The sequence below is a fragment of the Bacteroidales bacterium genome (genome assembly GCA_035299085.1).
Lineage (GTDB): Bacteria > Bacteroidota > Bacteroidia > Bacteroidales > UBA10428 > UBA5072.
The window spans coordinates 39,287-52,681 of sequence record DATGXG010000026.1; the positions used below are offsets into that span (position 1 = coordinate 39,287).

The 13,395-nt window shown below is 42.6% G+C and carries 10 protein-coding genes; 5 read left to right on the forward strand and 5 right to left on the reverse strand.

Translation table 11 applies throughout. The features are described from left to right. The first annotated feature begins 118 nt into the window (after positions 1 to 118). Positions 119 to 1,399 (forward strand): serine hydroxymethyltransferase, encoded by a 1,281-nt coding sequence (gene glyA, locus VK179_08210; protein ID HLO58711.1) that lies wholly within the window; start codon positions 119 to 121, stop codon positions 1,397 to 1,399. Then, positions 1,393 to 2,166, forward strand: a complete 774-nt coding sequence (locus VK179_08215) for a sulfite exporter TauE/SafE family protein (GenBank protein HLO58712.1) — start codon at positions 1,393 to 1,395, stop codon at positions 2,164 to 2,166. The genes glyA and VK179_08215 overlap by 7 nt, the downstream gene beginning before the upstream one ends. Here VK179_08215 and VK179_08220 read toward each other — a convergent pair whose 3' ends face one another. From VK179_08220 to VK179_08235, 4 genes are read right to left on the reverse strand one after another with little or no spacing between them, the layout of a single operon-like run. Beyond that, positions 2,167 to 3,087, reverse strand: coding sequence for a hypothetical protein (locus VK179_08220; protein HLO58713.1), 921 nt, complete (start codon positions 3,085 to 3,087; stop codon positions 2,167 to 2,169). It abuts the gene before it with no gap. Beyond that, positions 3,080 to 3,484, reverse strand: a complete 405-nt coding sequence (locus tag VK179_08225; GenBank protein HLO58714.1) for a biopolymer transporter ExbD — start codon at positions 3,482 to 3,484, stop codon at positions 3,080 to 3,082. The genes VK179_08220 and VK179_08225 overlap by 8 nt, the downstream gene beginning before the upstream one ends. After that, complete coding sequence (locus tag VK179_08230) at positions 3,481 to 4,179, reverse strand: MotA/TolQ/ExbB proton channel family protein (GenBank protein ID HLO58715.1); 699 nt, start codon at positions 4,177 to 4,179, stop codon at positions 3,481 to 3,483. Before VK179_08230 ends, VK179_08225 begins: the two co-directional genes overlap by 4 nt. A gap of 57 nt (positions 4,180 to 4,236) precedes the next feature. After that, a complete protein-coding gene (locus tag VK179_08235) occupies positions 4,237 to 8,745 on the reverse strand; it encodes a translocation/assembly module TamB domain-containing protein (GenBank protein HLO58716.1) in 4,509 nt (1,502 codons plus the stop codon). 51 nt (positions 8,746 to 8,796) lie between these two features. Between VK179_08235 and tsaD the strand changes: the two genes are divergently transcribed. The 3 genes from tsaD (at position 8,797) to VK179_08250 (ending at position 11,744) form a co-directional block, all read left to right on the forward strand. Then, a complete protein-coding gene (gene tsaD, locus VK179_08240) occupies positions 8,797 to 9,819 on the forward strand; it encodes a tRNA (adenosine(37)-N6)-threonylcarbamoyltransferase complex transferase subunit TsaD (protein HLO58717.1) in 1,023 nt (340 codons plus the stop codon). A 291-nt stretch (positions 9,820 to 10,110) separates the two neighbouring features. Continuing rightward, positions 10,111 to 10,485 (forward strand): DUF1987 domain-containing protein, encoded by a 375-nt coding sequence (locus tag VK179_08245; protein ID HLO58718.1) that lies wholly within the window; start codon positions 10,111 to 10,113, stop codon positions 10,483 to 10,485. A 158-nt stretch (positions 10,486 to 10,643) separates the two neighbouring features. Further along, complete coding sequence (locus VK179_08250; GenBank protein HLO58719.1) at positions 10,644 to 11,744, forward strand: AI-2E family transporter; 1,101 nt, start codon at positions 10,644 to 10,646, stop codon at positions 11,742 to 11,744. Positions 11,745 to 11,945: 201 nt separating this feature from the next. Here the strand turns inward: VK179_08250 and VK179_08255 are convergent, their stop codons facing one another. After that, a complete protein-coding gene (locus VK179_08255) occupies positions 11,946 to 13,343 on the reverse strand; it encodes an adenylate/guanylate cyclase domain-containing protein (GenBank protein HLO58720.1) in 1,398 nt (465 codons plus the stop codon). Positions 13,344 to 13,395 lie beyond the last annotated feature (52 nt).

Below are 13,395 nucleotides of genomic sequence, written 5' to 3' on the forward strand. Positions count from 1 at the left end.
AATGTAAGGAATTATTAAAAATATGATGCTGCTGTTGGTTAATATCTCATAAACAATTGCAATTTTATTTTTTAACTCATTGGCAAAACCATTACTTTTGAAACTAAAATTTACATCCATGGAAAGAGATTCCCGCATATTCGAATTAATTACCCGTGAGAAAAACAGGCAACTGCACGGTATTGAACTGATAGCATCTGAGAATTTCGTCAGTGACCAGGTACTGGAGGCTATGGGTTCATGCCTGACCAATAAATATGCCGAAGGACTGCCCGGCAAAAGATACTACGGCGGATGCCAGGTAGTTGATGAAGTGGAAAACCTTGCCATCGAAAGGATCAGGCAATTATTCAATGCAGCATGGGCTAATGTTCAGCCTCACTCAGGTGCACAGGCCAACGCAGCCGTTATGCTTGCCGTACTCAATCCTGGTGACAAATTCATGGGTCTCGACTTATCCCATGGCGGTCACCTTTCACACGGATCTCCTGTTAATTCCTCAGGAATTTTATACCAACCGGTCGCCTATACACTGAACCCTGATACCGAACGTGTTGATTATGATAAAATGGAGGAAATTGCCCTTCAGGAAAAACCGAAGCTTATCATAGCCGGTGCATCGGCTTATTCGCGCGACTGGGATTATAAACGCATGAGGGCTATTGCCGATAAAGTGGGCGCCCTGCTCATGGCTGACATTGCTCATCCGGCCGGTCTCATTGCCAAAGGTCTGCTGAATCATCCATTCCCGCATTGTCATATAGTAACCACAACCACACATAAAACCCTGCGCGGTCCAAGGGGCGGTCTGATTATGATGGGACACGATTTTCCGAATCCATGGGGTATTACTACTCCGAAAGGAGAAATCAAAATGATGTCGGCCATGCTTGATATGGCTGTTTTCCCTGGTATCCAGGGCGGACCGCTCGAACATGTGATCGCTTCCAAGGCAGTTTCATTTGGTGAGGCATTGACTGATTCTTACAGGGATTATGTGACCCAGGTGAAGAAAAACGCGGCTGCCATGGCAAAAGCCTTTATTGATAAGGGTTATAAGGTGGTTTCAAATGGAACCGACAACCACTCCATGCTGATTGATTTAAGAACCAAAGTGCCTGAGGTTACAGGTAAAATGGTTGAAAATACCCTTGTGAAAGCCGATATCACCCTGAACAAAAATATGGTTCCTTTCGATTCGCGTACTCCTTTCACCACATCAGGCGTGAGAGTTGGTACACCTGCCATCACGACAAGAGGCGCCAAGGAAGATCTTATTCAAACCATCGTTGAGCTCATTGATGATGTGATTATGCATATTGAAGATGAAAAAGTGATTGATGCAGTGAGGGGAAAAGTGAACCAGCTAATGAAAGACTACCCGTTGTTTGCATGGTAATACTTACCTTTTTCGACCTTGAATGGTATAAATATCTTTTGATAATCGGAGCCGGCCTTGTTGCCGGCTTTATCAATACAATTGCAGGCAGCGGTTCACTGCTTACGCTGCCTATGCTCATGTTTATCGGGCTTCCGCCAAACATGGCCAATGGTACAAACCGGATTGCCATCATGCTTCAAAGCCTTGTCGGTTCGCTGGGTTTCAGAAAGCAGGCGGCACTTGACCGGTCGACCGGGTTAAAACTCGGCATTCCTTCTGTACTGGGCTCCATTGCCGGTGCACTTATGGCACTTGCACTGAATGCCAAAGCCATGGAACGGGTCATCGGTATCCTTCTGATCATTATGTTCTTCTTTATCCTTTTAAAGCCGGAGGCATGGCTGAAAGGACAGAAAGAAAAGCAGATCCCTGCTTCAATCTGGCTCAATTTTATCGTTTTTTTCCTGATTGGCGTTTACGGCGGGTTTGTGCAGGCAGGTGTCGGCTTTTTCCTTCTTGGCGGGCTCGTACTCGGAGCCGGTATGGATCTTGTGAAAGCCAATGCCATTAAAAATTTCCTTGTTTTCTTATACACCCCTTTTGCCCTGCTGATTTACATGATCGGGCACCAGGTGGACTATAAATCGGGACTGATCCTTTCGATAGGAAGCATGACAGGAGCCTGGCTCGGAACAAAGTCGGCAGTAAGCTGGGGACCTGCCTTTGTAAGATATGTGCTTCTCGTGGCGGTTTTGATTTCCGCTGTTCAGCTTATGTTCTTCTGATTACTCGAGTTTGAAGTGATAGGTAATTCTTCCTATCTGCCTTTGCGGGGCATCATCCTTTACATTGAATTTCGACTCCAGAGCGGCCTTTTTGGCAGCCGCATATAATGTATTGTCAACAATTGTCGAACCCTTCACACCGGGTGTTGCAGCAATTACCCTGCCGCTATTGTCAACTGTTATTTCAACAACAACAATACCTTCCCTCTGAATCTGGAAATCGGGTTTACGGATGAAGATCATTGAACGCCCGTCAAGGTTGAACGAAATGCCCGGACCTACGCCATCTCCAATGCCTGACCCAATACCTCCGCCGGATCCTCCGCCTGAACCTCCGCCGCTTCCCGGACCGGTTCCACCGCTTCCGCCCTGGCCATATAAAGCCGAACCCTGCTTGCCCCCGGGAACTCCCTGGTCGGTTGCCCCTTCGGTATTTCCCTGGCCTGTGCTAGAAGTCGCATTATTACTGGGCTTATAAAGGGCCGATTTATTTACTGTCTTTGGTTTTTCGGTTACAGGCTGGTTGACCGGTTTTTTCGGTGTGGTTGTGGAAGAGACAACCTTTTTAGGCTCCGGCTTTTTTTCTTTTTTAGGAGTTTCGCTTATGCTGGCTGTTTCCTCGATGTCCTGAGACAACACTTCCTGCGGTTTGGTTTCAGCGGGTGGGGCAGGATTGGTTAGTTGAGTGAAATCGGGTATTGACAGATCCGACTGCTGCAATTCACCAAAACCAGCTTCGGCATAACCCAGGTTTACTTCAAGGTCCATACCTCCGCCTCCGCCACCCTCGGGATAGGGAGGAATGGGCGTATAAATGTACGTAAAGAAAAGGATCAGGAATAAAATGATGCCTGTTCCGATCGATCCTGTATAGCCTACAACTTTAGCCTTAGTATATGTTTGTCGAGTTATTTCACCCATTTGGAGCCTTTGTTGCTAATATCATCCTTACATTAATCTTATTCCCTATCTGGAGAACATCCACCAAATTCTGTACCGGAATTGTGTTATCAACCCTCAGAACAATGATGGGTTCTGTTTTTCCAGCTGTAGCTGTCAAAAGTACATTCTCAAGCTGGTCGAAACTTACCTGCTGCTTATTGACAAAATACTGGAGATCTTTTGTTACAGACAACGCGATCTCAGTTTTCCTGATGGTTTGATGGTATTTTGAATTGGGAAGAGTTAGCTTTACAACACTTGGACTGATAAGTGTTGATGCAATAAGGAAAAACAACATCAGGAAGAACATGATATCATTAAAGGATGAGGTATAAACCTCAGCCATGGCATTCTTCTTTTTCCTTAACTGTATCATTTTTTAACCGGTTCATTTAAAATGTCCATGAAATTCATGACGCTGAATTCAAGCTTATGAACAATTCTTTCCACCATGATATTCAGTGTATGATAGGCTATGAATGCCAGGATACCAACAAACAGACCTGAAGCACTGGCGACCATTTTTTCATACAAACCACCGGAAATAATCCCGATTGAAATATTATCGGAAAGTGAAATATTGTAGAAAATCTTAATAACGCCGATGATGGTCCCTATAAAACCAAACATTGGTGCAATACCGGCCACCACAGCCAGAACGCTCAGATGCTTTTCAAGGTTATAGATTTCAAATTTACCTACAATTTCAACTGATTCTTCAATTTCCTTCATGGGTCGTCCAAGCCTTGAAAGGCCTTTTTCAATCATGCGGGCCAGAGGTGATTGTGTGCTCTGGCAAAGGGCATGTGCTGAATCGATCTTTCCGTCATGGATATAATCCTTGATGCGGTTCATGAAGTTGTAATCCTCTTTTGAAGCGTAATTCAGCACAACCAGGCGGTTAAGGAAAATATAAATTGAAAGAAGAAGCAGGAATGCTATCGGAATCATCACCCATCCGCCTTTTTGGGCCATATCCCAGTAATTCAGAGTGGCATGTGCACCCGTTTGGCCTGCCGCCAGACTATCGGCAGTCGTAGTCAATACATTTTGCAACAGAACGAAAAGCATAAGAATTTTTATTGGTTTGCTAAAATTAAATAAACGTTGAACACAGGTGTTTATTTTTCAAGGCAAGTTATTAACTACAGGCTTCTCATTGTCAGTATCGACAGGCTCGGGACTTTCCTCTTTTTTTCCGAATAGCCGCCTGAGAAGTTCTCCGAGGGTATTGAAATCTTCTTTATATGTTATACCTAATCCCTGGGTGTAAGTTGAATTTTGTGTCAAACCCTGCTCAACCACCGATTCATTGTTGGAATGGTTGAATGTTTTTAACCTCAATTTTCCATTATCCGTCAGTTTATAATCAATATCAAATTCACCCACAATCTGGTTCGTTGTGGAAGCAGCAGCGTTGGTTGACATGTCAACACTTCCGTTAATTATAAGCTTATTGTTGAAAAGCGGGTAAGAAAGAGCTACCTGGTATTCATCACTGTTCATCTCACGGTTTGACCTGTAATTTACGTTAACATCCAGGTCATTGACAATTTGAGACAACCAGTTGCTAAGCTGGTTAGATAGTAATTCACTGAAGTTAACCCCTGCAGCACTGGAATAAATGGAAGAGGACGAATTTGATACCGATGTGGCGCCCGAATATTGCCGGCCGTATTCCTGATTCAGTGAAAAGCGATTGGTTATCAGCAATGAAATAAACTGCTTCGTCTTCTCCTCCGTGGTAGCCATAGCTCCGTTCACTCTCAACCTTGTTGATTCGTCAGCATCAGGAAGGTAAACGTCGTAATTGATATCCGGAGACATCAGTTTTCCGGTTAATGTAACCCTGTCATCCACTTTTAACTTCTGATCGTCTTCACCTCCTAACAGGTCAGCAAGCGATGAACGTGTCGAATAATTTGCAATCAGGTTAATTGTGGCATCCAGCGGATCGCCATCCCAGTGAATCGTACCTCCCGGTTCAATTGTAAGTTTCTTGTTGATTACCTTTTGAAGAGTGAACAGGTAATCCCCTTCTTCAATCACATAGTCGCCCGACATGGTAAAGCCGCCCCGACTGCTCATACGTATATCGAGGTTGCCGTTTCCTCTTCCCTTAATGATCTCGCCCAACACGGGGTCAATGATCATCTGTACTTCGGCATCAGGGGTCATAATCAGCTTGAATCTCATGTTTAAACCCGAGAAATCAGCCTGGTAGGTCTTGACCTCTTCAGGTTCATTGCCATCGTTTACATCGCTTACTTCAATGAAAGGATATTCATTTAATTCACCGGTGTTGGACAATGGAATTTTGACATTTGTATTCTTGCCCGATGTAGCCACAATGTCCATTGTCATGGATCGTAAAGGACCCTGCATTTTAACGGTGCCTGTGGCATAGGCAGTGCCGTAAAACGTTTTATTATCAGCAAGAGTCGTATTCAGGCAGAGAAAATTTTCAGAACGAATGTTCAGGTCAACACTGAGGTCCTTCAGGTATCTGCTTCGCATCACTCCGCTCAGATAAGCGGAGTTTCCTTTTGGATCGAAAACCCTTATCTCGTTAAAATACATGTTGTTGTTCTCAATCAGTATTTTGTCACTGAAGCTATACCTTGTTTTAAGGTAATTGATTGTAAACGCCGATTTCTGTAACGCTATTTCTCCATTGAGAACAGGTTTTTTCAATGTACCCTTTAAGGTGGCCTTTCCTGATGCCATCCCCCTGATATCGCTAAAGACAGAATTCAAATAAGGGTTCAGAATGTTCATCCTTAATTTTTCAAGCCGGATATCAAAATCAATCCGGCCTTCATCCGTAGGCAGGTATTCACCTGTTATGTTAACCGTTTTGAGATTGTCCCTCATGGCTGAAATGTCAAGCTCAATGGCCTTTTTACGGTTATTCCACGAAGAATTGATCTGCGTTGCCCCAAGCATTTCATTGTTTACAACAAGGCTGTCAATGTGCAGCATGCTTGTAAAAAATGGCGTGGAATAAATGCCCGAAAGTTTGGCATTGCCGTTCAGAACACCATCCAGGTTATAGCCAGAGGATGCTGACAGGCTGTTGAGATTTCCAAGGTCGAAATGATTGAAAACAACCGTTACAACGTCCTCCGGGTTTTCTGTTATGTTACCGTCAATTTTGAAAAATTCGTTCAGGTGGTTTATGGCAATATTGTCAAACCGTATGGCTGAACTGTCGATCCTTACCATGCCCGGCTGTATGTTCCATACGGTATCACGGGCTATGAATTCAGACTTTTTAAAAGACACCTCAATGCCCGGCTTTGACATCAATGATGCCCGGTTGAATTTCGTCATAGCACTGATCATGCCTTTTGAGGTTACATCTTTCCAGTTATTCCACTTAAGTTGAATTCCGGAAGTGTCATGGGCTGAGTTGGCAATTGCAGTGAAATTTTCAAACCGCAGGCGCTTTCCGAGTGACATGATTTCGCTGCCTGCTTCAAAATGCAACGATTCAGGAGATCCGGAAGCATTTATATTCAGGTTATCCCATATGATATTTTTTGCTTTTACATAAGCCGCTTCGAAATGCATATTCAAATCATGTCCTGTGCCGTTGTAACGCATGCTCATCAGGCTATTTTCTGCCACCCCGTAATCAGGAAGGAAAAAGTCAAACAGCGGCCGGATGTTTTTTATTTTTGAAGTAAAGGCAAGATCATAGGAGGAAAATTTCGGAATAGCTGCCGAATCAGCCAGGGATGGAAAGTAATCGAATATGAAATGTTTTACTGTTTCGGCCATACCTGTTAATTCATAATTTCCTGACAATTCCGCATCAAGGAAATCCGATTTCAGTTGTAAAAAGTTACCTGACGATCCGGATTTCGAACTCAGAGTCAGATCATAGACCTGAAGCTGCTTATCCTTTTTAACAAAGAGTGAATTGAGAAGCTTGATTTCTCCGTTCATTGTATTTATTGACTGCCCGTGTGCATTTGCGATCAGATAGCATGAGACTTTGAAATCAGGATCTTTTGGTGTGATGTTCAGCTCATATAAATTCGCATCGGTAATATTGGCCCTGAAATCGAAGTCCGGCACTGAATCTGTAATATCAACCCTTCCGAGGAATTCAAGATCGACATTCGGATCATGTACATTTACCGATCCGTTGAATGTACGGTTATTCAGGTCGCCCGACAGCGAAATATTGCTATATTCATATTTCATGAATTCAAACAAACCGATGTTGCCTTTAAGGGAAGCATGAACCGACTTGCCGGCAACCGAAGCGCCATCCACTGTTGCAGTCAGACTGATCTTACCCATTTTGTCCGAAGCATTCGCAAGTTCACCGATATTAAAATCCTGCGCGTTCAGCTTTCCCTGGAATCCTAGTGTATTGGACGTGTCGGGCCGAAAAAGAAGGTCGGTACGAACAACCCCAAGAGCAGTATTGAATTTGCCATAGGCCACAAAGTCATTAATAAAGCCGGTGAAATTGCCATTGTAGGTTATTCTGCCCAGTTTATTCAATATTTCGGGAATACGTATGTTTTTCTGCCTGAAGAACTGGAGATTCTTCAGATCGGATTCCGATGTAATGAATTCATTGATATCAGCTACAATAAAAGTTTGTTTTATCTGCGGAAGTCCTTCAAAGCTCAGGTCACCTGCAAAGTGTGAATAATTGCCAAAGCCCACGTATAGGTCCTTTCCCCTTAGATTATTAAGAGTTCCTGAAACACGGCCTGAAAATGTAACCTGCTGTTTAATATTCCTGAATGAGGGGGAAACATACGACAGGTCACTAAGGTTGAATACAGATCTATCAAGCCTTATGCGCAATTTCACAGATCCTGGAAATGAATCACCTTTCATCTGGCTGTAACTGGCGAACCGGAGGGAAACCTCATCTCCTTTAATCTCGGATTCAGTTGTCCTGATTTCAAGATTCCTGAAGGAAAGAAATGTTTTGCTCTCACTGAAAAGACAACTCATGTTTTCCACAGTGAGCCCGCTTTTTTCTTTAAAGCTAAGCGATTTCACAAAAAATGAAAGAGAATCGGATGAAGGGCTAAAACGTCTTACATCAGCGTTCAGGCCTGTAGCCTGCATATCGCTGTAATTGATCCCGAAATCCTTTGGAACATAATTGGCATTTTTGAGACTGAATGTGCTGTTCCGGGTCCTCAGGTTATTCAGTTCAACAGTCCAGCCGCCCTTTGATTTTGTCCCGTTTCCCTTTAACTTGTCAAGAAAATATTTAATATTCAAATCACCGGCCGAGTCAATGGCCAGGTAAAATTTCCCCCTGTCCACATTGATGCTTCCTATTGAAAAGGTCTTTGCCACGGGATTAATGGAACGGATGCCTGCTGTGACTGAACGGGCATAAATGAGTGTATCACCTGTAATATCTTCAAGGTACACATCATTGATTCTTATTCTGTAAAAAAAAGCAATATCTATTTTCCCGATTGAGCAGCGGGTATTGAATTTTGCGGATACCTTATTCATTATGAAGGCGGCAATATCATTCTGTATCCGGTTACTTTGCAGTAGAAGGAAAGCGGATGCAGGCAGGGCAAAAACAATCAACAGCAGGATGGCTGTTATTTTTGCCAACTTTTTAATAATTTTGCGGCTTGCCATAGTTTACACAACGTCAAAATTGCGAAAAAAGTTTTTAATTTAAAGGCAATAATGAAATTAACCATCCTCGGTATCGAATCGTCCTGTGATGATACATCTGCTGCCATAATTGAAGACGGTCTGCTGCTTTCAAATAAAATTGCCAACCAGCAGGTACACAAAGAGTATGGCGGTGTAGTGCCCGAGCTTGCTTCGCGTGCTCACCAGCAGAATATAATACCGGTTGTTGACGCTGCTTTGAAGGAGGCAGATTGTACTGTTGCGGATATAGATGCCATTGCCTATACAAGGGGGCCCGGATTAATGGGTTCACTTCTGGTAGGTTCTTCATTTGCAAAAGGACTATCATTATCGCTCAGGGTTCCTCTTATTGACGTAAACCATCTTCTCGCTCATATTCTTTCTGTTTTCATACTGAAAAGTGAAAATGAAAAACCGGTTCCCCGTTTTCCGTTCCTTTGCCTTGTAGTATCGGGCGGCCACACCTTGCTTGTGGTGATGAAGGATTACCTGGATATGCATATCATAGGACAGACAATTGATGATGCTGCAGGTGAAGCGTTTGACAAGTGTGCCAAGGTGATGGGCTTTCCTTACCCGGGTGGCCCGTTAATCGACAAGTACGCGAAAGAAGGGAATGCAAACGCATTTGAATTTTCCAAAGCATCTGTAAAAGGCTTGGATTTCAGTTTCAGCGGGCTTAAAACATCATTCCTGTATTTCCTTCGCGACAGGATGGCAGAGGACAGGGAATTTATGGCGAATAATACGAATGACTTGTGCGCTTCAATTCAAAAGGCCATTATCGATTCGCTCACACGCAAACTCGTTAAAGCGGCAGGAGAAACAGGGATTCATGATATTGCCGTTGTGGGCGGGGTTTCGGCTAATTCAGGACTCCGACAGGCAGTGTATGAACTGGGTGCCAAACGGAAGTGGAATGTGTTTATACCTCCGCTGCAGTATGCAACTGACAATGCAGCCATGATTGCAATCACAGGGTATTATAAAGCAAGACAGTTTCAGTACTCATCTCATAATCTAACCCCGGTCGCCCGTTTTGATCAGTTTTGAGCTAAAATAACTGTTCGTCAAAATAAATGTACCGTTGGTCAATTTTATAACCGCCTTTATAATAATTAGTGAAACCGTAAACCAGCCATTTTTCCCGTTTATATCGGTTTCGGTCAACTGGCTTGGAACAAGGGATGCAGACATGATAAAACATTGAAAAAAGCCTCTGCGCTGTAGTACGGAATTTTATTATAAATTTGTTACAGCCGATCTTTTTTTTGGATTTATTCAGAAACATTTTGATTTTGTGGGCGTATAGGCTACACACACGATTTATCATACAGCGATTTTATGGATAACCTGCTGATCGAAAGTACCAAAAAAACACCTGATGTTGCCTTCAACAAAGATGGCAGAATGAGGATCAGCGGTCGTTCCATTCCTGAAGATGCTTCCAAGTTTTATGATGATCTTTTTGAGTGGGTTTATTATTATTGTCAAAATCCGCCTGAATCCACAACTATTGATATTGAACTTGAGTATTTCAACAGTGGATCTTCAAAAGCATTGCTTCATATTTTAAGGGCCCTCAAGGATATTGTAAGAAAAGGCAATAAGCTTACAATTAACTGGTATTACGAAGAGGGAGATGATGACATCATGGAAAGAGGGGAATACTACGAATCCATCCTCGAAATCAAATTCAATTTTATTCAGACGGATTAAAGAAGTGACTAGTGACTGGTGACTGGTGACTGGTGACTGGTGAAGGCCGGGGCTATAGGTATCCGGTATCCAGTATTCAGTATCCAGTATCCAGTATCCGGCATCCGGCATCCGGTATCTTTTTTTTGCACTACCTTTACATTTAAACACCAATCGTTATGAATAATAAGGTAATAGGCATGAAGTTGTCGTTCCTGCTCCTGGCAATAATTCTTTTATTGTATGCCCTCATTATGGCTAAGGAGTTTCTTTATCCTCTTACCTTCGGAATCCTGATATCTTACCTGCTTTACCCTATTGTTAATTACCTTGAGAAAAGAGGTTTTCCCCGTATTTTCTCAATTCTTGTACCTATTATTCTCGCTGTAGCCATCGTGGCTATCATTGCCATAGCGGTTGTTAAAAGAATGAACCTGTTTCTGGACGACCTGCCACAATTTAAGGAGAAAACCATTGAACACCTAACAATCATCCAACAATACGTGGAAAACAATTTCGGGGTGTCGGCAAGCCGACTTAAAAATTTTATAGTGAACAGTATTTTCGACCTCGGCAAGCAATCGGGAAAACTATTTTCAGCTACAACCGGAACACTTTTCGCCCTTTTCATGCAGCCTGTTTATGTTTTTTTGTTCCTTTATTACCGTACAAAGTTTGCTTACTTCATTCTTCAGCTGACTGGCAGGGAATACAGGCTTATAACCATTAATATCTTAAGAGAAATCGCAACAGTGGTAACACGCTATATGCTGGGTGTAACCACAGTGGTGTTTATCCTGTGCTTCTTTAATTCATTAGGACTGCTGATTATCGGGTTGAAATATGCGCTCCTGATCGGGGTTATCCAGGCCCTATTCAGTTTTATTCCGTATTTCGGTAATGTGATCGGAGGAGCCATGACATTGCTGTTCGCGTTGCTTACCCAGGATTCCGAGGTCATTGCCATCCGCATCCTTGCTTTTGTTTTCATCGTGCACTTTTTTGAAAATAATCTACTTTCTCCCTATATAGTCGGGAATAATATCAGGCTTAATCCTTTTGTTATAATTATCGGACTTATAGCAGGTGCTATGATCTGGGGAGTTCCGGGCATGCTGGTTACAATCCCTTTTCTTGCCATGCTGAAGATAATTCTCAAAAGAATACCCCGTCTGGAACCCTATGCATACCTGCTGGGAACCCGTGGTACGAAGCGGCATGCTCTGACGAGGCAGAATTTGATGAGGTTCCTGGGGAAATGGAAGAAAAAGTCCGTTTGATCAGGCTAAATGGTTCCAAATAGTTCCAAATAGTTCCAAATGGTTCCAAAGTGGTTTAAACGTGGTTCCAAATGGTTCCAAATGGCTCCAAAGTGGTTTAAACGTGGTTCCAAATGGTTCCAACAAGGTAACCTTGAAACAACCTTGAAACAACCTTGAAACAACCTTGAAACAACTTTGAAACAACTTTGAAACAAATTTTTATTCTTCCACTATCAGATTCCTGATGCGTTCAATCTGAAGTTGTTTATTAACCTCACGCAGATTACGGGCTGTTTCAGTAAAGTACTGGTGCCCGCTGATAAACTTTACCTGCATGCTGTTCCAGTCCTTAAGTGATTTTATTTTTGATCGTTCTTTCAGTTCCATGAAAAGCAGGTTTGAAACGGGGATCATATCACTTCTTCCAAGGTAATCGAGGTCTGCATCACACATAATTTTCTCAAGCTTATTGGCTGGTCGGGGAGGCAGTTTGGTAGCCATGATCAGTTCACAGATTAAATCAATCTGTGCCGTAGTATAATAATATTCAGTGAGCATTTCCCGTGCCACAAGGCAGCTGAAGTATTCATGATTATCATACGATATGGTATGCCCGGCGTCGTGGAACAAAGCAGCGGTTTTCAGTAACAGCAGCTCTTCATCAGTCACACCTTCCCCGATTCCGATGAGTTCCACCTGGGTAACCACATCCACTGTATGTTTTATATTATGATAAAACAGACTGGGCGGCAATTCTTTTTCGAGCTTATCGAGTAAATATTCCTGTAAATCAGTGAACTGTATCAACCCAAAACGCAGGCTGAATTTTTTGTTTGGAATAATCCCCTTGCCCTGTAAAGAATAATCTGTCTTAATGCTTTTTACCGAATAGAGGGTGATTTCACCTTCATATTTAACCGGCATTTTTTTATAATACTCACAATTGAACAGGTCTTTTACAAGTTCGTATGTAGTAGCTGATATGAGTATTTGTCCTTCTTCACAAAATTGCCTGATGCGGGCGGCATGGTTAACTGTTTCGCCTTTAACCTCATAATGAGGTCGTTTTTTACCGCTTACATCGGCAATTACTGTTCCTGTATGTATTCCGATCCGGAGTTTCCAGATATTGCTGAACGCATTGGTGCGTTGCAGATCCCTGAAAAAGTATTGCATTTCAATAGCCGCCAGCAATACTTCTATCGGATTGGTTATATTTTTCTGCGGAATACCTCCTACAAGCATGAGAGAATCGCCGATTGTACGGATGCTGCGAACCGGGAACTTGGTTACTACCTGCTGAAGCTTGATAAAAATTTCATCAAGTGAATCCACATAAAGTTTTGGATCCTGTTGGGATGTAATTTGTTCAAAACCGATCACGTCAGCATATAAGACAGTTGCAGTCTTAAACCGCATTACATGCGATTTCTTTTCTGTGCCCGGCTTTGTTGAAATTTCATTTTTACCCAGTTTATTGAGGAGGACTTTATATTTTTCTATTTCCTGCGAAAGGAATTCATTTTGCCGGTTCAGTTTTTCATTCTCGGAAGTAAGGGATTTATTCTGAGAAATAATTTCTGCAATGTGCTTTAATATACCTGTTTTTCTGGGCATCAAATATCTACGTGACTAAAAATTACTATTCTTTTACGTTCACTATACCGGA

Excerpts from the sequence above, each read along its gene's own strand:
- VK179_08235 (HLO58716.1), bottom strand. The coding sequence starts at position 8,745 with ATGGCAAGCCGCAAAATTATTAAAAAGTTGGCAAAAATAACAGCCATC.
- VK179_08225 (HLO58714.1), bottom strand. The coding sequence starts at position 3,484 with ATGATACAGTTAAGGAAAAAGAAGAATGCCATGGCTGAGGTTTATACC.
- VK179_08245 (HLO58718.1), top strand. The coding sequence starts at position 10,111 with ATGGATAACCTGCTGATCGAAAGTACCAAAAAAACACCTGATGTTGCC.
- VK179_08250 (HLO58719.1), top strand. The coding sequence starts at position 10,644 with ATGAATAATAAGGTAATAGGCATGAAGTTGTCGTTCCTGCTCCTGGCA.
- VK179_08230 (HLO58715.1), bottom strand. The coding sequence starts at position 4,179 with ATGCTTTTCGTTCTGTTGCAAAATGTATTGACTACGACTGCCGATAGT.
- VK179_08220 (HLO58713.1), bottom strand. The coding sequence starts at position 3,087 with ATGGGTGAAATAACTCGACAAACATATACTAAGGCTAAAGTTGTAGGC.
- glyA (HLO58711.1), top strand. The coding sequence starts at position 119 with ATGGAAAGAGATTCCCGCATATTCGAATTAATTACCCGTGAGAAAAAC.
- VK179_08255 (HLO58720.1), bottom strand. The coding sequence starts at position 13,343 with ATGCCCAGAAAAACAGGTATATTAAAGCACATTGCAGAAATTATTTCT.
- tsaD (HLO58717.1), top strand. The coding sequence starts at position 8,797 with ATGAAATTAACCATCCTCGGTATCGAATCGTCCTGTGATGATACATCT.
- VK179_08215 (HLO58712.1), top strand. The coding sequence starts at position 1,393 with ATGGTAATACTTACCTTTTTCGACCTTGAATGGTATAAATATCTTTTG.